Consider the following 21,645-nt stretch of genomic DNA (forward strand, 5'->3'; position numbering starts at 1 on the left):
TCTACTTCACCAGATTTCTGGCGGTCTCGAACACATCCGGATCCACCTTCAACTGCTCCGAGACAAGCCGGCTTATGTCTTCGCCGCTGGTGGCGTTGACGGTCATTTCGCTAAGCTTTCCGATGTCGGCCAGGAACGCCTTATCCCTGACCATCTCCATATATCCCTTGCGCAGCGTTTCGACCGTCTCCTTGGGCGTGCCCGGCGGGACAACCAACGGATGATGGAACTGCAAAGCCGTCTCGATCAGCGCGGCCGCTTCCCGGACCTTCGGGTTGTCGATCCTAGCAGTGAACTTCTCCTGGCCTGCAACGATGCCCTGGCCGAAGGTACCAATGAGGTTGAGCGCATCGCGGTTTTCGGAGATGTTGTAACTGGAGACTCCGCACATTCCGGCGATCTCGCCTCGCTGCATCGCCAGTTCGATATCGGCTGTGCCTTCAAAGCCGGTGACGACCTTGAACTTTGCCTTCAAGCCGTTCTTGACCAGCGCCGCGAAAATATAGGTCACGCTGCTCTTGCCGGTCGCCCCAATCAGGAAATCGGACTGCAGGAACTTGTCCATCGTGTCGATGCCGGAACTCTTGGCCGTCAGGCAATAGGCCGGCTCGTTGACGAGCGAGCCAATCCATTGCAGGGCAAGCGGATCGAAATTGGCGTTCTGGGGATCGAGCACCGGCGCATATGACATGGCTTCGCTGACGGAAGCGATGACGCTGCCGTCGGCCGGCTCGCTGCCCAACACCATCTTGGTGAGCTTCAGGCTGCCGCCCCCGGGCACATTCTGGACGACTATATCCGGATTGCCGGGAAGGAACCGGCCGAAGTGGCGAGCGATCAGCCGCGATGTCTGGTCATAGCCCCCGCCGGGGCCATAGCCGACCTTGATCGTGATTGTCTTGAATTCGACCGCTTGCGCCCGGGCGCCCGTGGCAAAGATAATGCTGGCGGCAACGAAGGGAATGGCGCGCAATGCGCGGAAGATCGCAACCAACATATCAACCCCGTGCAGAACCCGGATGGCGTTTTAGCGCTACGATGTCGCGATTGATAGCGCCCGCGACCAGATCAGGTTGAAATATAGCATGCGTGTACGACAAGCCGGTGGTCGCAAAAATTCTGGCGGCTCCAGGCCGGGGTTGTGGGAAGATGAGCTTCGCCTTATGGGAGCATGCATCCGATTTGGAGCAATGGCGAAGTTTGTAATGAGCTGGAAGCCGGCCAAGGGCCTTGTTGATCTGCTGAACCACAACTGGCCTGTCAGAAAGGCCAAGGCTTTTCGCAACGCCTTGATTGAGCGTGATTTTCGCGGGCGCGGCGTTCCCGAAGGCCTGAAATTCACCGAGGAGCTGCTGCAAACCGGTTCCCGGCGCTTCTGCTTTGTCATAGCCTTCAACACGCCCTGGGTCATCGATGCGCTCACCCGAGCCTGGCAATTGTACTCCTCGGGGATGACGCTGGTGGTCATCGACAATTCATCCGATCGATCGGCAAGGGTGCGTATCGCGGACATCTGCCGGGCGCGAAAAATCGCTTATTTCGGTCTGCCCCGGAACCGGGAGAGCCATCCCAACCGATCGCACGGGATATCCATGAACTGGATCTTCCACAACATCGTTCGGCCTTTGCGGCCGGAGCTTTTCGGATTTCTGGATCACGACTGCTTTCCGACCGTCCCCGTGGACATCGCCGCGACGATGGAGGGAAAAATCGTCCACGGCTCAAAGCGCCCAGCGCAAGCGGACCCCGAGGCCTGGTTCATGTGGGCTGGGTTCTGCTTCTTCCGCTTCAGCGCCGTGCAAGGACTGGACCTGGACTTCACACCGCGTTTTGTCAGCGGAATGGACACCGGCGGCGGAAACTGGAGCCTGCTGTATCGCGGACTTGGCGAGAACGATGTTTCCGATGCGCAAAAGACGGCAGCCGATCTCGATGTTGATGGGATGGAAGCGGACCATCGGATGCTGGGCGGCGCCTTTTTCCACGTCGGCGGCGCCTCGCACAGAAAATTGGTCATGACCCCACACTATCGGCGGCTGATCTCCGATCATGTGTGGGAGACCCATCTTGGCGGCGGCGAAAGCCGCCTCGTCAAGGACCCTTGACCGGCTCGCGGCGGCCAGCCTCAAAATCGTGGAAATGGACGACCACTCCATCCGCATCGATGAAGATGACGGCATAGGCGGGCGGCTCGTGGCCCAGCCGCCAGCTGTCCGAAAAATCGAGGGCGCTCTGATGATTGGTGCTGCGCAGCGTGCTGACCGGTATGCCGCGCCAGCTGCCGGCGATCAGCCTGTGGACATGGCCGGCAAAGATGTGGCCGACATTGCCGTGGCGCCGGAGAATGTCATGGAAGGCATCGGCGTCGGCGAGCCTGACCTCGTCGAGCACCGGCATGTGAATGCGGGACGGCGGGTGGTGCATGAAGAGGAAGACCGGCCTGTCGCGCGCTTCGTGCAGCTTCTCGTCCAGCCAGTCGAGACGGGCCGCGCACAGCCTGCCCTCGACATGTCCGCTGTCCAGCGTGTCGAGCAGGATCAGGCGGCCATCGCTGCCATCGAAAACGCTCTGGACAAACCCGCGCTCGGCCGGCGCTTCCGGGAACATTTCGAGAAAAAGCGCCCTGTCGTCGTGGTTGCCGAGCATCAGCCGGCAAGGCGGCACGAACCGCGCCAGCGCCTCTCGCAACGCCGCATAGGCCGCGCGCTCGCCATCATTGCTCAGGTCGCCTGATATCACCACCAGGTCGGCATCGGCATGGTTCCTGCCGATATCCGCCAGGCAGGCTTCCAGCCGCGCGAGCGGATCCGAACCGTAGAGATAACCACCGAGCGCCATCAGATGCGGATCGGAGAGCTGGATGATTTTCATGGGCCGCGCACTGCCTTCCCGCCGGCGCCCTGGCGTTGGCCTGAAGGCGGCATGTTTCGACCAATTTTACTGTGCCGTCCAGCCGCCATCCATCGGTAACGTCGTGCCGGTGATCTGCCTGGCCGCATCCGAGCACAGGAACAATGCCAGTGCCGCAAGCTCCTCGACAGTAACGAATTCCTTGGTCGGCTGCGCGGCCAGCAGCACGTCGTGCTTGACCTGTTCCTCGGTCATGCCCCGCGCCTTCATCGTGTCGGGGATCTGCTTTTCGACCAGCGGCGTCCAGACATAGCCAGGCGCGATCGCGTTCACGGTGATGCCGTCCTGCGCGACTTCCAGCGCCACCGTCTTGGTCAGGCCTGATATGCCGTGCTTGGCCGAGACATAGGCCGACTTGAACGGCGAGGCGACCAGCGCGTGCGCGGAAGCCGTGTTGATGATGCGGCCCCATTTGCGTGCCTTCATGCCGGGCACCACCGCCTTGATGGCGTAGAAGGCGGCCAAAAGGTTGATGCGGATGATGGCTTCCCATTTGTCGTCGGGAAACTCCTCGATCGGCGCCACATGCTGGATGCCCGCATTGTTGACCAGTATGTCGAGGCTGCCGAGCGCCTCTTCCGCGTCATGGATCATGGCGGTGACCGCGGCGCCATCCATCATGTTGGCATCGGAATAGCGGCACTTGACGCCGAAATCCTTCTCGATGCCGGCGCGCTCCCGCTCGATGGCGGCAGCATCGCCAAGACCGTTGATGGTGACGTTGGCGCCCTCGGCGGCAAAGGCGCGGGCGATTGCCAGGCCGATACCGCTGGTCGAGCCGGTGACGAGGGCATTCTTCGAAGACAGGGAACCCATGGGAGATCTCGCGCGAGGTGGGAGGGAACATGACGATATAATTGTGCGTCGCAGCATGACAATGGCAGAGCCATATGTCGATGCGATTACAGCCAGACGACAACGCCTGCTTGTCCTCGCCCGGTTCGGAAACCATGGTCGTTAGGCTGACACGGCACTGTCATGGTGCCGTGCAACATAACCGTTGCGCATTCGCGCGGTCCTTCCTGAATGAATTCGTCCGACAGAACCTTGGGGCACCAGCATGGAAATCGCCGATGTCGTGAAGCGCGCCTATGCGATGCCGCTCACCAATCCCTCATTCCCGCCGGGTCCCTATCGCTTCTTCGACCGCGAATACATCATCATCACCTATCGCACGACACGCGAGGCGCTCGAGGCCGTCGTGCCGGCGCCGCTGGAAATCGACGAGCCGCTGGTCAAGTACGAATTCATCCGCATGCCGGACTCCACCGGCTTCGGCGACTACACCGAGACCGGTCAGGTCATCCCGGTGCGCTACAAGGGCCAGCATGGCGGCTACGTCCATTCGATGTATCTCGACGATGACGCGCCGATTGCCGGCGGTCGCGAGCTGTGGGGGTTTCCAAAGAAGCTCGCCAATCCCAAGATCGTCCATGAAGGCGAGGTGATCGTCGGCACGCTGCACTATGGCAGCGTTCTGTGCGCCACCGGCACGATGGGCTACAAGCATCGTGAGGCTGATCATGACCAGGTGCTCGCCTCGCTCGCCGCCCCCAATTTCCTGATCAAGATCATCCCCCATGTCGACGGCACGCCGCGCATCTGCGAGCTGGTCCGCTACTACCTCACCGATATCACGCTGAAGGAAGCATGGACGGCGCCCGCCGCGCTCGATCTGCGGCCCCATGTCATGGCCGACGTGGCGAAGCTGCCCGTGCTCGACATCGTGTCGGCGGTTCACTTCAAGGCCGATCTGACGCTCGGCCTGGGCGAAGTCGTGCATGATTACCTCGCTGACCACAGCCGATCCGCTGCCAGCGCAACCCAGCTGGAGAAAGTCAGTGCTTGATCGTAACCGCAACAAGGCAGCCGCCGCCACCATCGAGGAAATCACGGCGCAGTATGACCGTATCGCGCTGGTCTTTCAGGGCGGCGGCGCGCTCGGCGCCTATCAGGCAGGGGTCTATCAGGCGCTGGCCGATGCCGGCTGCGAGCCGACCTGGCTATCCGGCGTCTCCATCGGCGCCATCAATGCCGCGATCATCGCAGGCAACGAGCCGAGCCGCCGGCTGCAGCGGCTGGAACAGTTCTGGCAGACGATTTCCGGCCGCAAGATCTGGTCCTATACGCCCGAAGGCGACATCTACCGCGATATTCGCAACCAGACCTCATCGTTGATGACGATGACGATGGGCCAGCCCGGCTTCTTCAAGCCGCGCAATCCCAATCCCTGGTTCCAGCTGTCGGGCGCCGAAGGCGCCACCAGCTTCTACGACACCGCCGAATTGAAGGACACGCTGGAGAGCCTGATCGACTTCGACGTGCTGAATGACGGCAAGAAGCGGCTGAGCGTCGGCGCGGTCAATGTCAGGACCGGTAACTTCGTCTATTTCGACACCGAAAAGGTGCGTATCGAGCCGGAGCATATCATGGCCAGCGGTGCGCTGCCGCCGGCCTTTCCTTCGATCCGCATCGAGGGCGAGTACTATTGGGATGGTGGCATCGTCTCCAACACGCCGCTGCAATACCTGCTCGACCAGGAAGAGGACCGTTCCTCGCTGGTCTTCCAGGTCGATCTGTTCAGCGCCCGCGGCGTGCTGCCGCGCGGCATGGCCGACGTGCTGTCGCGCCACAAGGACATCATGTATTCGAGCCGCACGCGGCAGAACACCGACAATTTCGAGCGCATCCATGCGCTGAAGATGAAGCTGCTCGATGCGCTGAAGCGCGTGCCGTCGGAGCAGCTAAGGGAAGGCGAGCAGGAGTTGATCGCCGACTATTCCAACGCCGGCGTCGTCAACATCGTCCACCTGATCTACCAGCATAAAGGCTATGAGGGCCACGCCAAGGACTATGAGTTTTCGGGCACCTCGATGCGCGAGCATTGGGAAATGGGCCTCGAGGACACGGAGCGCACGCTGCGTCACAAGAAGTGGCTGATGCTGCCGACCAATGCCGACGGCGTCACCATCCACGACCTGCATCGCGAAGATCCGACCTGAGCGACCCAAGAGCGGTTTTCCGCTTCCTCGGAACGCAGAGCCGCTCTGTCTATTTTGGCTCAGAACCTAAGATTGGCGCCGGCTCTCAGCAGGAGCCAGTAGAACAGGCCGGTCGCGCCCGCCGCGATCAACAGCGCCAGTTCGAATCCGCCCGGCGTTTGCGTAAGCGGCAGCCCGGCGGTGTTCATGCCGAACATGCCGACGATCAGCGAGCCCGGCAGAAGCAGCGCGCTCATCACAGCCAGCGCCTTAAGGCTGCGGTTGGATTCGTCCGCGAGCTCGGCGGCGACCTCCTCCTGCAACAGCCGTGCACGGTCGTTGACCATGACGACTTCGCGGTCGAGCCTTTCCAGCCGCATGGTAAGCCGGCGCAGGATCTCGTGCGCCCCCGCCGACAGCTTCCAGTCCGAGCGGTCCTCGTCCTGGAAAAGTGCCGCCAGCGCCGAGATCGGGCGGTGCAGGGAGACCGCCAGACGGCGAACATCTTTCAGCCGCCGCCTTTCGTCGGCAAGCCGCTCGGTCACTAGGTGATCTTCCACTTCGTCGAGCCGCTTGGTGGCGGCTGCGAGCCGCAGGCTGGTGCTGCTGCAGAACGCCAGCACGATCGCCTCGAAAAGTTCGAAGGCGGTGGCGGGCCGCAGCCCCGCGGCCAGCGCCTCGTGCACCTCCTCGACCGCTGCCAGCGAATGGCGGCGGCCGGTCACCAGCAGCCGCTCCGAGACCGCGAAGCGCAATCTGCCGATGGTGGTCGACTGACGCGCGATTTCGCTGTGCAGGTCGGCGGAAATGCCATGGACGACACCATCCTCATGCGCCAGCGCGGGGCTGTCCTCATGGCCTTCGAGGATTGCATGGGCAGAGGCCGGCAAGGCGCAGGCGTGGCTGACCCAGGAATGGGCGCGCTGGTCGACGAGATCGACATGCAGCCAGACCCAGCCTTCACGCATCGCCAGTGCCGCGCCGATATCGCGCGGAGCAAGCGCCACCGGGGTTTTGCCTGGCAAGCCGTGATAGGCCCAGACCAGGCCAGGCGCCGGATGCTGGTCGTCGACGGCAAGCAAGGCCAGATGCGATGCGTCGTTCATGACTGCCGCCCGAAATCGTCGCGAACCTCTCGCCGGAAAACGAGACGGCGCCAACGTGGCGCCGTCGGTAGTGTTGTCGCTTCTGACGCTCAGAACACCTGGCGGAAGAGGATGAACAGCACGAAAGCCAGCGTGATCGAGCAGGGCAGGGTCAGCACCCAGGCGAGCAGCAGGTTGCGCACCGTCGACCATTGCAGGCCCGAGCCGTTGGCCGCCATGGTTCCGGCGACGCCGGACGACAGCACATGGGTCGTCGACACCGGCAGACCCAGACGGTCGGCCATGCCGATGGTGACCATCGCCACGAGTTCGGCGGCAGCGCCCTGGCCATAGGTCAGGTGGCTCTTGCCGATCTTCTCGCCGACCGTGACGACGATGCGTTTCCAGCCGACCATGGTGCCCAGGCCAAGCGCCAGGGCCACCGCGACCTTCACCCAGATCGGGATGAACTTCGTCGCGTTGTCGACGGCCTTGTGATAGTCGGTCACCGCCTTGAGATCGGCGGCCTCCATCGGCAGCAACTGCTTCTTGTCGATCAGTTTCAGCGCCTCGCCGATCAGATAGATGTCGTTGCGGGCGTTGCTGACCAGATCGGTCGGCACGGTGTCGACCGAAGCGTAAGGCTGCAGCTCGGCCGTCGTGTTGTGGATGTAGCTTTGCAGAGCGACGGTCGTCTTGTCGCTCCAGCTCCGGGTGCGCACGGCATCCTGCACGGCAGCCTTGGCATCCTTCGCATCGGCGACGGTGACACCAGGCTTCACATATTTGCCCAGCGCGGTCTCCACGCCGACCGAAGCCGACTTGTAGGCTTCGAGATAGTTGATATCGGGGGTGCGGTTGAGCGCATAGGCTGTCGGCACCACGCCGATCAGGATCAGCATGATCAGGCCCATGCCCTTCTGGCCGTCATTGGAGCCATGCGCGAAGCTGACGCCGGTGCAGGTGAAGATCAGCAGCGCGCGGATCCACCAGGGCGGCGGGGCATTGCCTTTCGGCGCCTCATAGAGCGCCGGATTGCGGACGAGAAGCTTCATCGCGTAGAGCAGGATCGCCGCGGCGAAGAAGCCGATGATCGGCGACACCAGCAGGGTCACGCCGACATTGGTCGCCTGCGACCAGTCGACGCCGCTGGTGGCGCTGCCGGCAGGTGCCATGAACTGGTTGGCGAGGCCGACGCCGATGATCGAACCGACCATCGTGTGCGAGCTCGACGCCGGCAGGCCGAGGAACCAGGTGCCGAGGTTCCACAGGATGGCGGCCACCAGCAGTGCGAACACCATGGCAAAGCCGGAGGAAGAACCGACCTGCAGGATCAGCTCGACCGGCAGCAGCGACAGGATGCCGAAGGCGACCGCGCCGCTGGAAGTGAGAACCCCGAGGAAATTGAAGGCGCCCGACCACATGACGGCGAACTCCGCCGGCAGCGAGCGTGTGTAGATGACGGTCGCCACCGCATTGGCGGTGTCATGGAACCCGTTGACGAATTCGAAGCCGAGCGCGATCAGCAGGGCGATGCCGAGCAGGATCCACGGCACCGTCTTGGCCACCGCCAGATCCTGGCTCAGTGCATAGCCGACATAGACCACGCCGACCAGCACCAGCGCACCGAAGACCGGCAGGAACCACTTCGCGCCGCCCGAACTATCCAGCGGATGATCCGGCCTTGGGATGCCCGCCTCGCTAGAAACTATGTCCACCATGTCCCACTCCTATTGCATTGCAGCAAAGAACTGGAAAAGACGCTATGTCCGGACGATGAACCCTGTGTGACGCCGGGAGAGGCCTGGCCTTACGCGCGGTCTCCTTCAGGCGGGACCGGAGCGTGTCTTCAGGATCGCCGAGAACAGCGGATCGAAGGCGCGGCTGATCGGCGCCGCCGCGGCTCCCAGCGCGATCGACCAGGGATCGGTGGTGCCGAGCTGCAGGCGTGGCAAGGTCCGGCCTGGCCGGTCGGCGATCGACGAAAGCAGCGGATGCATGGCCTCGACAAGCCGGCGCGCCAGCGCTTCCGGCGCGCCGCTGGTCAGGATGACTGTCTGTGGGTCGAAGATGGTTTCGATGAGATGCACGCTCCAGCGCAGATCATGGGCCGCGCCCTCGATCCAGCGCATGATCTTCACATCACCCGCCGCGGCCAGCGCGCCGATCTTTCCGTAGAGGTCCTCGTCGGCGGGATCGAGGTCAAGATGCTGGTAGAGCGAGGCGAGCGACGCGCGATGTTCCAGCGGCGTCGAGCCCGGACCGGCCGGCGACAGCAACGCCATGCCGATTTCGCCGGCATTGCCATGGCCGCCGCTGTACAGTTCGCCGTTGAGGATCAGTCCGGCGCCAATGCCATAGCCGACATAAAGACACACTGCGTGGTCGACGCCGTGCGCGGCGCCGACGATGCGCTCGGCCGTCGCACAGGCGGCGGCATCGTTCTGCAGGCCGACATTCAGTCCCGTGCCCTTGGCCAGCATGTCCAGCAGCGGAAACTTCTGCCAGGCCGGCATCATCCATTTGTCATCCGAATTCTTCAGCCCGAATGGTCCGGGCATGGCGACACCCAGACCGACGAGGCGTTTTTCCGACTGCGAGGAGATACCGGCCAGTTCGCGCCGGACGCCATCGATCAGGCCGAGGATCACCTCGACGCCCCTGGACGGCTCATCGAAAGGCAGGTTCGCCTCGGCCCGGGCCAGCACGCGGCCCATCAGATCGACCGCGACCGCCCGCGTCAGGTGACGGTCGATCTGAAGGCCGATAGCGAAAGCGCCTTCAGGCACCAGCCTGTAGGGGGTCGACGGTTGCCCCCTGCCCTTGCGCACCGCATCGAGCGCAACGACGAGGCCGTCGCGTTCCAGGTCCTCGATGATGTTGGAAACCGCCTGCTTGGTAAGCTGCGTCGCCCGCGCCAAATCGGCCCGCGACAGCGCGCCATTGAGACGCAGCGCCTCGACCATGACACGGCGGTTGTGCGCGCTCGTGCCTTCCTGGTTGGTGCCGCTCTTGGCACGAATCGGGCTGATGTCGTCCACCGGCGTTTCCCCTCTTGACACCATTAAAATATTGATCGACTAATTAAGTCAAGCGAGTTGACTTAATGTAACCGAGCACCGCAAAACAAGATGGCCAAGGCTTCCGCCTGCCGCCACTGGTCAGCCGGCACCATCAGGTCACGCGACATGGATCCGGGAAGACGACGCCAAACGTCTGGCAGCGCCGGCCCGTCAACGCTGCAATGGGAGAAGAAAATGCTTAAGACGATCACCAAGACACTGGTCGGCGTGGTTTTTGCCGGAGGACTGTTCGTCCCCCACGCTTTCGCCGAGACGACGCTCAACGCGCTTTTCATGGCGCAGGCCGCCTACAGCGAGGCCGACGTGCGTGCGATGACGGATGCCTTCACCAAGGCCAACCCGGACGTCAAGGTCAATCTCGAATTCGTGCCCTATGAGGGCCTGCACGACAAGACCGTGCTCGCCCAGGGGTCGGGCGGAGGCTATGACGTCGTCCTGTTCGACGTCATCTGGCCGGCCGAATACGCCACCAACAAGGTGCTGGTCGATGTTTCTTCCAAGATCACCGACGACATGAAGAAGGGCGTGTTGCCCGGCGCCTGGACCACGGTGCAGTATGACGGCAAGTCCTATGGCATGCCGTGGATTCTCGACACCAAATACCTGTTTTACAACAAGGATATCCTGGAAAAGGCCGGCATCAAGGCCCCGCCGAAGACCTGGGAAGAACTCGGCGCACAGGCCAAGATCATCCAGGACAAGGGCCTGCTGAAGACGCCGATCGCGTGGAGCTGGTCGCAGGCGGAAGCGGCCATCTGCGACTACACCACGCTGGTCAGCGCCTATGGCGGCGACTTCCTCAAGGACGGCAAGCCGGACTTCCAGAATGGCGGCGGCCTGCTGGCCCTGAAATACATGGTCGACAGCTACAAGTCGGGTCTCACCAATCCCAATTCCAAGGAATTCCTTGAAGAGGACGTGCGCAAGGTTTTCGAGAACGGCGATGCCGCCTTCGCGCTGAACTGGACCTACATGTACAACATGGCCAACGACCCGAAGGACTCGAAGGTGGCCGGCAAGGTCGGCGTCGTGCCGGCGCCGGGCGTTGCCGGCACCAGCGAGGTGTCGGCCGTCAACGGTTCGATGGGTCTCGGCGTCACCGCGGTCTCGAAGCATCCCGACGAAGCCTGGAAGTACATCACCTTCATGACCTCGCAGGCGACGCAGAACCAGTACGCCAAGCTCTCGCTGCCGATCTGGGCCTCGTCCTATGACGACCCTACGGTCACCAAGGGCCAGGAAGAACTGATCGCCGCCGCCAAGCTCGGCCTGGCCGCCATGTATCCGCGTCCGACCACGCCCAAGTACCAGGAGCTGTCGACCGCGCTGCAGCAGGCAATCCAGGAATCGCTGCTCGGTACGTCTTCGCCGGAAGACGCCCTGAAGACCGCCGCGCAGAACAGCGGCCTCTGAGACAAGCCAGTCGTTCGATACGGGCGGCACTACAGCGTTGCGTCCCCTTATGACGCGCAAAAGACGCTGTAGCACTTTCTATCTTGCGCATGATCCTTTCCGGAAATCGGTCTCCGATTTCCGGGGTCATGCGCGAGTGCCGCCCGTGCTATGTCCAGATCACAGATGAGAGAAGAGAGGCTGCTCTGATGTCGAGCACCTGGATGACGACCCGCGCATGGTTTTTGATGCTGCCGTTGCTCGTGGTCATGGTCGCCGTCATCGGCTGGCCGCTGGTCGATACGGTCGGGCTCTCCTTCACCGATGCCAAGCTGGTCGGCACGGCTGGCGATTTTGTCGGCTTCGACAATTACTCCAGCATGCTGTCGAGCACCAACTTCTCGCGCACACTGATCACCACGACCCTGTTCGCGATTATTTCGGTTGCCGCCGAAATGGTGATCGGCGTCCTCGCCGCCCTGCTGCTCAATCAGGAGTTTCGTGGGCGCGCGCTCCTGCGCGCCCTGATGATCCTGCCCTGGGCATTGCCGACAGTGGTCAACGCTACGCTGTGGCGGCTGATCTACAATCCCGAATATGGCGCGCTGAATGCCGCCTTGACGCAGTTGCACCTCATCGACGCCTATCGGTCCTGGCTCGGCGAGCCGGGAACGGCGCTGGTTGCCCTCATCGTTGCGGACTGCTGGAAGAACTTTCCGCTGGTGGCGCTGATCGCGCTCGCCGCCCTCCAAGCGGTGCCGCGTGACATCACCGCCGCCTCGCTGGTTGATGCAGCAGGACCGTTCAACCGTTTCCGCTTCGTCATCCTGCCCTATCTTGCCGGCCCGCTGATGGTGGCGCTGGTGCTGCGCACCATCGAGGCCTTCAAGGTCTTCGATATCATTTGGGTGATGACACGCGGCGGTCCGGCAAACACCACGCGAACACTCTCGATCCTCGTCTACCAGGAAGCGTTCTCCTTCCAGCGCGCCGGTTCGGGCGCGTCGCTGGCGCTGATCGTCACCTTGCTCGTCACGCTGCTCGCCGTCGCCTACGCCGCCCTGGTGCGAAAGACCGCCGGGAGCGCCGCCTGATGGAGCGCAAGAGCCTCGCCTTCACCGTCTTCATTTATGGCTGCGCGCTGCTGCTTGCCGCCATCATCCTGGCGCCTATCGCCTGGCTGTTCATCATGAGCATTTCGCCGGCCGCCGATCTTGCGGCCAAGCCGCTGCGCTGGTGGCCGCAGGCAGCCGACTTCTCCCGCTACCGGCAATTGCTGTCGACGGCCGAAAACAGCGCCGGCGCCGCCTTCACCTCGTCGCTGCGCAACAGTCTTGAGATCGCCGCCATGGCGACGCTGGCGGCACTCGCCTTGGCCATCCCCGCCGGCTGGGCGGTTTCGCGCACACCCGCGATCGGCTGGTCGCTGTCGATGGTCATCGCCACCTACATGCTGCCGCCGGTGGCGCTCGCCGTGCCGCTCTATATGGGCCTGTCGCATCTTGGCCTGCTCAACAATGTCTTCGGCCTGGCGCTGGTGTATCTCACCATGCTGGCGCCCTTCACCACCTGGCTGATGAAATCCGGCTTCGATTCCATCCCGCGCGAGATCGAGGCGGCGGCGATGATCGACGGCGCCGGCCTATTCCAGACACTGCGCATCATCACATTGCCGCTGGCCGCGCCCGTGATGGCGACATCGGCGTTGTTCGCCGTGCTGCTGGCCTGGGACGAATTCTTCTACGCGCTGCTGTTTACCTCCGACCAGCGCGCCAAGACGCTCACCGTCGCCATCGCCGATTTGGCCGGCGGCCGTGTTTCCGACTATGGATTGATCGCCACGGCCGGCGTGCTGGCCGCCTTGCCGCCGGTGCTGATCGGTCTCGTCATGCAGCGGGCACTGATCTCGGGCCTGACCAGCGGCGGTGTGAAAGGATGACCATGACTGTAACAGGAACTCGGCCGGCCGGACTGACCGCCATCGACCGCGAAATGGCGCGCCAGCACGCCGATGCGCGTGCTTCGTTCGAGAACAACGCTGCCATGGCGGCAGACGTCGCCGCTTCGATCAGGAAGAGCGGCCGCCTGCTTCTGCTTGGCATGGGCGGCTCGCACGCGGTCGGCCGTGCCGTCGAGCCGCTCTATCGTGCACTCGGCATCGATGCGCTGGCGCTGCCACTGTCCGAGCAGCTCGGCCAGCCATTGCCGCTGGCGGACCGGACGGTGCTTGTGACTTCGCAATCCGGCGAGAGCGCCGAAGTCGTCCGATGGTTTGCGCAGGCCGGCGGCAGCTCGGACGTTTTCGGCCTGACGCTCGAAGGCGGTTCATTTCTCGCCCGCACCGCGCCTTGCCTGGTCGGCGCCGGCGGCACGGAGCTGGCTTTCGCCGCGACCCGCAGCCTGACCGTGACCCTGGCCCTGCACCTGGCCATCCTCGCGGCTCTGGGCGAGGATCCGGCTCCTGCCCTTGCCATGCTCGAGGCTCCGCAGGATTGCGATATCGCCCAAGCACTCGTCGCGCTTGGCAAGGTGGCCACGATCGTCACCTCCGGCCGCCGCCTGCAGGGCGTGGCCGAAGCCCTGGCGCTTGGCTTGACCGAACTGTCGCGGCTGCCCTGCTTTTCGCTCGAAGGCGGCCAGTTGCGGCACGGGCCGATGGAGATGCTTGGCCCGCAGATCGGTGTTGTCCTGTTTCGCGGCGCCGACCCGACTTCGGAGCTGGTGACCGCGATGGCACTTTCGGTGGTCGAAACCGGCGCGCCGCTGGTCATCTTCGACGCGTCCGGACAAGCGCCGGTCGCCGGGGCCGTCACGCTCACGTTCAAACCAGCCGCGGGGATGGCCGCTATCCTCGCAATGCTGCCGGTGGCACAGCGCCTGATGATCGCCTTCGCGGACGGTCGCGTCGACAATGCGGGCACGCCGGTGCGCACCACCAAGATCACCAGGAGCGAGTGATGCGCCCGCTGGCGGTGATCGGCAACGTCAATGTCGACCTGATCGTCGGCCCGGTCGCGCCATGGCCGAAGGCGGGAACCGAGACGGTCGTCGACCATGACGAATTGCGCGTCGGCGGCCAGGCCGGCAACACCGGGCTCGCCTGGCAAGCGCTGGGCGTCGACTTTGCGATTGCCGCCAATGTCGGTGACGACCAGTTCGGCCGCTGGCTTGGTGAGGCTTTTGGCGTCCGCGCCGCGAAATGGGCTATCCGGCCCGAAGGCACGACATTGTCGGTCGGGATGACCCACCCCGATGGCGAACGGACCTTCTTCACCACACGCGGGCACTTGCCACGCTTCGGCCTCGCCGATGTCTTGTCGGTTCTCGACGGCCCCGCACTCTCCGGTGGCTACGCCCTGCTCTGCGGCTCCTTCCTGACGGAAGACCTCACGCGCGACTACAATGCTTTTTTCGACTGGGCCGACAGCCACGGCGTTGCTGTGGCACTCGATACAGGCTGGCCGATCGATGGCTGGACCGCGGCCAATTGCGCCGCGACGAGGACATGGCTGTCGCGCTGCGCGCTGGCGCTGTTCAACGAGGTTGAGACGGTGACCCTGGCGGGGTTGCCAAGTCCGGCGGAAGCGGCGCGTGAAATCCGATCCAGCATGAGGCAAGGCGCGACCTTCGTCGTCAAGCGCGGGCCACGAGGCGCCATCGCCATCGGCCCGGACGGCACTCTCGTCGAAGCCGCCGCGCCCGACGTCAGGGTGGTCGACACGATCGGTGCCGGCGACGTCTTCAATGCCGCCTTCCTGGCCGCATTGGCACAGGAACGGCCGCTGTCCGCTTGCCTCCGCGCCGCTACGCACGTCGCCTCGCGCGCCATTTCCACCTTGCCCCGCAACTATGGCGGGCCGATGCAGTTTGAGGGTCCCATGCATGAGCGCGCTTGAAATCCGCGGCATCCGCAAGAGCTACGGCAGCGTCGAGACGCTGAAAGGCATCGACATCGCGCTGCAGAGCGGTGAATTCCTGGTGCTGCTCGGCTCGTCGGGTTGCGGAAAATCGACGCTTCTCAACATCATCGCCGGCCTTGCCGAGGCGACCAGCGGCGACGTCCTGATCGGTGGCCGCTCGATCCTCGGCGTGCACCCCAAGAACCGCGATATCGCCATGGTCTTCCAGTCTTACGCGCTCTATCCGAACCTGACCGTGCGCCGCAACATCGGCTTTGGACTGGAGATGCGCGGCGTCGCGGCCGACGAGCGCGACAGGGCGGTGAACGAAGCGGCAAGGCTGCTGCAGATCGAGGCTCTGCTCGATCGCAAGCCGATTCAGCTTTCCGGCGGCCAGCGCCAGCGCGTCGCCATCGGCAGGGCCCTGGTGCGCAAGCCGCAGGTCTTCCTGTTCGACGAGCCGCTGTCCAATCTCGACGCCAAACTGCGCCTGGAAATGCGCACCGAATTGAAACGCCTGCACCAAATGCTGCGGACGACCGTCGTCTACGTCACCCATGACCAGATCGAGGCGATGACGCTGGCCAGCCGCATCGCCGTCATGCGCGACGGCAGGATCGAGCAGCTCGGCACTCCCGAGGAGATCTATAACGACCCGGCGACACTCTACGTCGCCGGCTTTGTCGGCGCGCCGTCGATGAACATGCTGCAGGCCACCGTCACCGACGGCAAGCTGGCCATTGCCGGATCCGATGTATGGATCCCCGTGCCGGCACGCTATGCGAGTGCGGCACGTGAGGGTGCACAAATGGTCGTCGGCATCAGGCCGGAAGCGCTGCGTGCGGCGACCGGAGCCGCCGCGGAGCTATCACTGCCCGTCGAGATCGAGGTCGTCGAACTGACCGGCCCCGAGCTGGTCACCACGGCGCGGATCGGCACGCAACGGCTGACGGCCAGCTTGCCGCCGCGGGCCCAATTCGCCAAGGGCGAACAGCGCAGCCTCGCCTTCGACGAGGCCGCGCTTCGCTTGTTGGATCCTTCGACGGGCAAGGCCCTGTAAGCGCCGTCGATTGAACGATCGCGGCAGCGTCGTCCTCCTCGCGCGCAGGCAAGCCTATTTGGCGATATCGAGAAGTGACGACACCAGCAGGTCCCGTTCGTCCTTTGACAGCACGTCGGAATCGAACAGGTTCATGCTGCGCAGTCCTTCGATGGCGAGATAGCAGACCAGAAGCGATTTGAGGTCCGGCGCCTCGCCCTTCAACCGCTCGAAAAGCTGCCGCTTGAATGTTTTGATCGGCATCATGAAATCGGGATCCTCGGCGATCGCCGAGAATATCCAGGATGCCGACGGCTGCTTCTCCTCGCAATCCTCGGCTGACAGCCTGATATAGACGGCGAGGGGATTTTTGCCCTTGTCGTTGCTGTTGGCGGATTCCAGCGCTTGCTCGAAATCGCGCAGATAGCCTTCGACCAGGCCTTGCATCAATTTCGCCTTGGTGGGGAAGTTGTAGAGCAGCCCGCCCTTCGACACGCCGGCGCGGTTGGCAACGGCATCGAGCGACAGGCTGCCGGGCCCGGATTCCCGGGCAACATCAGCCGCCGCGGCGAGAATCTTCTCGCGCGAGTTCGGTCGTTGGGCTCTCATGGCGCCTCCCATCGCAAGCTTAGGCCCAATTGACAAGACCGTCCAGACGGTACAGTAAGACCGCCACTATTTGAAATCGGGACCCGCAGTCGATATGTGTCCCGATGTCCGCGCTTCGCGCCGGATTTTCGACTGAGGGGACTTCCTTGTTCAAGCGCATACTCCGTGTCTTTATCGTTATTGTGGTCCTTGCCGTGCTCGTCATCGTGGTCGGCGGGATAGTCGGTTTCAACTTCCTGCGCGACAACGGCATCAAGCAGTATTTCGCCACCATGAAGCCGCCGGCGGCGACCGTGTCGACAACCATCGCCAAGCCGTCGAACTGGACACCGGGCGTCGAGGCGATCGGTACGGTGCGGGCCGTGCGCGGTGTCGACCTGACGGTCGAGACCGCCGGCATCGTCAAGGAAATCGCCTTCCATGCCAACCAGAAGGTGGCGGCCAACGCAGTGCTGCTGCAACTCGACGACGCCGTCGAGCGCGCTGATCTCGATGCGCAGAAGGCGCAGGCGGCACTCGATCAGACCACGCTGACCCGCGCCGTCGAACTGACAAGGCGTGGTGTTGGCTCCGACTCGACGCTGGACACGGCGCGTGCGGCGGCCTCCGCTTCGGCGTCCCAGGTGACCAGGCTGCAGGCCGTGCTCGACCAGAAGCAGCTTACCGCACCTTTCGCCGGCACGGTCGGCATTCCGAGGATCGACCTCGGCCAGTATCTGGCACCCGGCACCGCGGTGGTGACGCTGCAGGACCTCGACACGATGCGGGTCGACTTCTCGGTTCCCGAACAGCAGCTGCCGCTGCTCAAGATTGGCCAGACGGTCCGCCTGGGCCTTGGCGGCAGCGACGACATGCCCTTTGCCGGCGCCATTCGCGGCATCGACCCCAAGATCGACCCCTCCAGCCGGCTGGTGAACATCCGGGCGGAAGTTGCCAATCCCGAAGGCAAATTGACCCCAGGTCAGTTCGTGCAGGTGCGTGTCGAACTGCCCGAGGAGCAGAACGTGCTGTCACTGCCGCAGACGGCACTGACCACCAGCCTCTATGGCGACTACATATTCGTGGTGCAGCCGGCGAAGCCCGCCGGGGCAGCCCCGGCGCAGCCAGCCAAGCCGGACGAAAAGCCGGCGGCGGCCACCGACAAGCCCGCGGATGCCAAGCCTGCGGATGCCAAGGCGGCAGACGCCAAGCCGGCCGACGCAATGAAGCCCGCCGCCGATGCCATGAAGCCGGCCGCTGACGCAGCCAAGCCAGCGGACAAGGCCGCTGCCGATGCCGCCAAGCCAGCAGCGGCCGATCCGGCCAAGCCGGCGGCGGAAGGCGACAAACCGGCGCTTGTGCTGTCACAGGTCTTCGTCAAGCCGGGCCGCCGCAATCAAGGCATGGTCGAGATCGTCGAAGGGCTGAAGGCCGGCGACGAGGTCGTCACCGCGGGCCAGAACCGCCTCTTCAACGGCATGACCGTCAACGTCGACAACACGATCGACCCGACCAAATCGGCGAACAAGCAGGCCGACCAGCAATGAGCTTTTCCGATCTCTTCATCCGCCGGCCCGTCCTTTCGACGGTTCTTGCCTGCATGATCCTGCTGCTCGGTTTCCAGGGCATCTTCAACCTGTCGATCCGGCAGTATCCGAAGGTCGACGAGACCGCGATCACAATCACGACAGCCTATCCGGGCGCCAGCGCCGACCTGATCCAGGGCTTCATTTCCGCCCCGATCGCGCGCGCCGTCGCCTCGACCGAGAACATCGACTACGTAACCTCGTCCAGCCGTCCGTCCTCCAGCACCGTGACGGTGCAGATGAAGCTCGGTTCCAACCCAGACGTCGCGTTGACCGAAGTGCTGTCCAAGGTTCAGGGCGTACGCGGCACCTTGCCGGACGCCTCCAAGGACCCGGTCATCGTCAAGGGTACGGGTCAGCAGTTCGCGATGATGTACATCTCGATGCAGAATCCGAACATGACCAAGGAGCAGCTGACCGAGTATATCGAGCGCGTCATCAGGCCCCGCATGTCGACGGTCGAAGGCGTCGCCGACGTGCAGATCTTCGGCGCCCAGGAATACTCGATGCGCGTCTGGATCGACCCGGTCAGGCTTGCCGCGCGCGGCGTGACGGCGGCCGAAGTGCTGGCGGCGATCAACAATTCCAACTTCCTGTCGGCGCCCGGCAACACCCAGAACGAATATGTCGTCTCGTCGATCACCGTGCGCTCGACGCTGCAGACACCGGAAGCCTTCGCCGCACTGCCATTGCGCTCGACCGACGGCAATGTCGTGCGCCTGCGCGACGTCGCCCGCGTCGAACTGGCCGCCGCGAACACCGACACCAGGGTTTCCTTCAACGGCAAGCCCGGCACCTTCCTCGCCATCTTCCCGACCCCGGCAGCCAATCCGCTGACAACGGCGGCGGCACTCACCAAGCTGGTCCCGCAGATTCAGGAGACGCTGCCGAAGGGCATGACGATCGAAGTCGTCTACGACGCGACCGGACAGATCAGCGCCTCGATCGACGAAGTGTTCAAGACCATCGGCGAGGCGGTCGCCATCGTCGTTGTCGTCATCCTCCTCTTCCTGGGTTCGTTCCGCTCGGTGCTGATGCCGATCATCACCATCCCGCTGTCGCTGATCGGCGTCTGCTTCCTTTTGTTCGCGGTAGGCTATTCGATCAACCTTCTGTCGCTGCTGGCTATGGTGCTGGCGATCGGCCTTGTGGTCGACGACGCCATCGTGGTGGTGGAAAATATCCACCGCCACATGGAAGAGGATCACATGCCACCCATGCAGGCGGCCTTCAGCGGCATGCGCGAGATCGCGTCGGCCATCGTCGCCATGACCATGACGCTGGCCGCCGTGTTCGCGCCGCTGGCCTTCACCGGCGGCCTGACCGGCGCCCTGTTCCGCGAATTCGCGGTGACGCTCGCCGGATCGGTGGTGCTGTCTGGCATCATTGCCATCACCATCACGCCGATGATGTCGGCGCGCCTCCTGAAGCCCGGCAATGCCGGCCGTTTCCAGCGTATCGTCGACGGCACTTTCGCGCGCGTCGAGCATGTCTACGAGCGCGCCGTCACCGGATCTCTGAACTATCGCCCGCTGACGCTGCTCATCGTGCTGGCACTTGTCGGTGTGACCGGCTTCATGTTCACCAAAACCTCGACGGAACTGGCGCCGGAAGAGGATCAGGGCTTCCTGCTCTCGCTGGTGACGGGGCCGCGCTATGCGACCTCCGATTACACCGAGACTTACGTCAATCAGATCCTGGGCCTGGTGAAGGACATTCCCGAGACCCGGGCGCAGTTCTCGGCCGTCGCCTTCGGCGGCACGACCAACAGCGCCTTCGTCGGTTTTGCCTTCAAGGATTGGGCGGAGCGGAAGCGCAATTCGAAGGAGCTGCAGGCCGACATTACGGCTCGTATCGCCAAGGTGGCGGGTGTCCAGGCCTTCGTCTTCGCGCCGCCGACTCTGCCGGGCTCTGGCGGCGGCTTGCCGATTTCCATGGTGGTGCGCTCGACCGGCGATTCCGCTCAGGTCTACGAGGAAGCCGAGAAAATCAAGAACAAGGCGCAGGCCTCGGGCCGCTTCATCGTCGTGCAGAATTCGATGGCCTATGACGCACCGCAGGTGACGGTGACCATCGATCGCGACCGCGCCGCCGCGCTCAACCTGCCGATCGCCGATATCGGCCGGACGCTGACGCTGCTGGTCGGCGGTGCCGAAGTGGCGCAATTCGACCGCGACTCCAACTCCTATGACATCATCCCGCAGGTGCCGCAGGAATTCCGCGACAACCCTGAAAAGCTCGGCGAATACTTCGTGCGCAGCGTGACGGGAGAGATGGTGCCGTTGTCGGCCGTGGTGACGATTTCGAACAATGCGTCGCCGGCGGCGATCGAGCAGTTCAACCAGCTGAATTCGTCGACGATCTCGGCGCTGCCGCTGCCCGGCGTCACCACGGGCGACGGTTTGAAAGTGCTCGAGGACATCGCCAGGGAGAGCCTGCCCGACACTTTCTTCATCGATTATTCCGGTCAGTCCCGGCAGGAGAAGGAACAGGGCAACACGATCCTGATCGCTTTCGGCGCGGCCGTCATCGTCATCTACCTGGTGCTGGCGGCGCAGTTCGAAAGCTTCCGCGATCCGCTGATCATCATGATGGCGGTGCCACTGTCGATCTTCGGCGCGATCGTGCCGCTCAATCTGGGCCTCGGCACACTCAACATCTATACCCAGGTCGGACTGATCACGCTGATCGGCCTGATCACCAAGCACGGCATCCTGCTGGTCGAATTCGCCAACCAGCAGCGAGAACTGCATGGCATGCGGCGGCGTGACGCCATCATCGCCTCGGCCAAGGTGCGCCTGCGGCCGATCCTGATGACGACGGCGGCGATGGCGCTGGGCGTGGTGCCGCTGATCGTTTCCAGCGGCGCCGGTGCCGCGGCCCGCTATTCGATGGGCCTGGTCATCTTCACCGGCATCCTGGTCGGCACCATGTTCACACTCTTCGTCGTACCGATGTTCTATACCTTCATCGCCAGCAAGGACCTGCCGCATCTGGCGGAAAAGCCGGATCCCAAGCTGATGCCGGCGCTGCCGAGCTGAGGCACGGGGCGCAAGACACAAAAAGAGGCCGGGATTTCTCC

Annotated in this window: 18 protein-coding genes; 11 read left to right on the forward strand and 7 right to left on the reverse strand. The window is 63.6% G+C overall.

Annotation, left to right across the window (positions count from 1 at the left end; genetic code table 11):
* Position 1: 1 nt before the first annotated feature.
* Entirely contained in the window at positions 2-997 is a 996-nt protein-coding gene (locus tag LB557_RS12570; protein ID WP_224643027.1) for a Bug family tripartite tricarboxylate transporter substrate binding protein, read from the reverse strand.
* Between the two features lie 208 nt (positions 998-1,205).
* Here LB557_RS12570 and LB557_RS12575 point away from each other — a divergent pair, with 208 nt between their 5' ends.
* A complete protein-coding gene (locus LB557_RS12575) occupies positions 1,206-2,105 on the forward strand; it encodes a hypothetical protein (protein WP_224713063.1) in 900 nt (299 codons plus the stop codon).
* On the opposite strand, the gene LB557_RS12580 is transcribed toward LB557_RS12575, so the two are convergent.
* Positions 2,092-2,871, reverse strand: a complete 780-nt coding sequence (locus LB557_RS12580; protein WP_224643029.1) for a phosphodiesterase — start codon at positions 2,869-2,871, stop codon at positions 2,092-2,094. The two genes, LB557_RS12575 and LB557_RS12580, sit on opposite strands and share 14 nt — an antisense overlap.
* Positions 2,872-2,937: 66 nt before the next feature.
* Complete coding sequence (locus LB557_RS12585) at positions 2,938-3,726, reverse strand: 3-hydroxybutyrate dehydrogenase (RefSeq protein ID WP_140662924.1); 789 nt, start codon at positions 3,724-3,726, stop codon at positions 2,938-2,940.
* A gap of 244 nt (positions 3,727-3,970) precedes the next feature.
* On the opposite strand from LB557_RS12585, the gene LB557_RS12590 reads away from it, so the two are divergent.
* On the forward strand, positions 3,971-4,759 hold the full coding sequence (locus LB557_RS12590) for an acetoacetate decarboxylase (protein ID WP_140616765.1): 789 nt from the start codon (positions 3,971-3,973) through the stop codon (positions 4,757-4,759).
* A complete protein-coding gene (locus LB557_RS12595) occupies positions 4,752-5,912 on the forward strand; it encodes a patatin-like phospholipase family protein (RefSeq protein WP_140616764.1) in 1,161 nt (386 codons plus the stop codon). The genes LB557_RS12590 and LB557_RS12595 overlap by 8 nt, the downstream gene beginning before the upstream one ends.
* Positions 5,913-5,971: 59 nt before the next feature.
* Here LB557_RS12595 and LB557_RS12600 read toward each other — a convergent pair whose 3' ends face one another.
* The 3 genes from LB557_RS12600 to LB557_RS12610 form a co-directional block, all read right to left on the reverse strand.
* On the reverse strand, positions 5,972-6,997 hold the full coding sequence (locus LB557_RS12600) for a transporter (protein ID WP_224643030.1): 1,026 nt from the start codon (positions 6,995-6,997) through the stop codon (positions 5,972-5,974).
* A gap of 89 nt (positions 6,998-7,086) precedes the next feature.
* Positions 7,087-8,697 (reverse strand): inorganic phosphate transporter, encoded by a 1,611-nt coding sequence (locus LB557_RS12605; RefSeq protein WP_224643031.1) that lies wholly within the window; start codon positions 8,695-8,697, stop codon positions 7,087-7,089.
* A gap of 105 nt (positions 8,698-8,802) precedes the next feature.
* Positions 8,803-10,017, reverse strand: a complete 1,215-nt coding sequence (locus LB557_RS12610) for an ROK family transcriptional regulator (protein WP_224643032.1) — start codon at positions 10,015-10,017, stop codon at positions 8,803-8,805.
* Between the two features lie 216 nt (positions 10,018-10,233).
* On the opposite strand from LB557_RS12610, the gene LB557_RS12615 reads away from it, so the two are divergent.
* The 6 genes from LB557_RS12615 to LB557_RS12640 all read left to right on the forward strand — a co-directional run bounded on the left by LB557_RS12615 (position 10,234) and on the right by LB557_RS12640 (position 16,410).
* Complete coding sequence (locus LB557_RS12615; protein ID WP_224643033.1) at positions 10,234-11,472, forward strand: extracellular solute-binding protein; 1,239 nt, start codon at positions 10,234-10,236, stop codon at positions 11,470-11,472.
* A gap of 188 nt (positions 11,473-11,660) precedes the next feature.
* Positions 11,661-12,545: a carbohydrate ABC transporter permease gene (locus tag LB557_RS12620; RefSeq protein WP_224643034.1), complete on the forward strand. Its 885-nt coding sequence runs from the start codon at positions 11,661-11,663 to the stop codon at positions 12,543-12,545.
* The gene (locus LB557_RS12625; protein WP_224643035.1) at positions 12,545-13,390 is read left to right on the forward strand and encodes a carbohydrate ABC transporter permease; all 846 of its coding nucleotides are present in this window, start codon (positions 12,545-12,547) and stop codon (positions 13,388-13,390) included. The genes LB557_RS12620 and LB557_RS12625 overlap by 1 nt, the downstream gene beginning before the upstream one ends.
* Entirely contained in the window at positions 13,387-14,409 is a 1,023-nt protein-coding gene (locus tag LB557_RS12630; RefSeq protein WP_411970545.1) for an SIS domain-containing protein, read from the forward strand. Before LB557_RS12625 ends, LB557_RS12630 begins: the two co-directional genes overlap by 4 nt.
* Positions 14,409-15,347 carry a PfkB family carbohydrate kinase gene (locus LB557_RS12635; RefSeq protein WP_224587932.1) on the forward strand — a complete coding sequence of 313 codons (939 nt, stop codon included), beginning with the start codon at positions 14,409-14,411 and terminating at the stop codon, positions 15,345-15,347. The genes LB557_RS12630 and LB557_RS12635 overlap by 1 nt, the downstream gene beginning before the upstream one ends.
* Positions 15,334-16,410: an ABC transporter ATP-binding protein gene (locus LB557_RS12640; protein ID WP_224643036.1), complete on the forward strand. Its 1,077-nt coding sequence runs from the start codon at positions 15,334-15,336 to the stop codon at positions 16,408-16,410. The genes LB557_RS12635 and LB557_RS12640 overlap by 14 nt, the downstream gene beginning before the upstream one ends.
* A 54-nt stretch (positions 16,411-16,464) precedes the next feature.
* Here LB557_RS12640 and LB557_RS12645 read toward each other — a convergent pair whose 3' ends face one another.
* Positions 16,465-16,998, reverse strand: coding sequence for a TetR/AcrR family transcriptional regulator (locus LB557_RS12645; RefSeq protein ID WP_015315434.1), 534 nt, complete (start codon positions 16,996-16,998; stop codon positions 16,465-16,467).
* Positions 16,999-17,144: 146 nt separating this feature from the next.
* Here LB557_RS12645 and LB557_RS12650 point away from each other — a divergent pair, with 146 nt between their 5' ends.
* Both LB557_RS12650 and LB557_RS12655 read left to right on the forward strand, forming a co-directional pair.
* Positions 17,145-18,524, forward strand: coding sequence for an efflux RND transporter periplasmic adaptor subunit (locus tag LB557_RS12650; RefSeq protein ID WP_224643037.1), 1,380 nt, complete (start codon positions 17,145-17,147; stop codon positions 18,522-18,524).
* Complete coding sequence (locus LB557_RS12655) at positions 18,521-21,604, forward strand: efflux RND transporter permease subunit (RefSeq protein ID WP_015315432.1); 3,084 nt, start codon at positions 18,521-18,523, stop codon at positions 21,602-21,604. The genes LB557_RS12650 and LB557_RS12655 overlap by 4 nt, the downstream gene beginning before the upstream one ends.
* The last annotated feature ends 41 nt before the right edge of the window (positions 21,605-21,645 follow it).

The sequence above is a fragment of the Mesorhizobium sp. BR115XR7A genome, from assembly GCF_020165315.1.
Taxonomy (GTDB): Bacteria; Pseudomonadota; Alphaproteobacteria; order Rhizobiales; family Rhizobiaceae; genus Mesorhizobium; species Mesorhizobium australicum.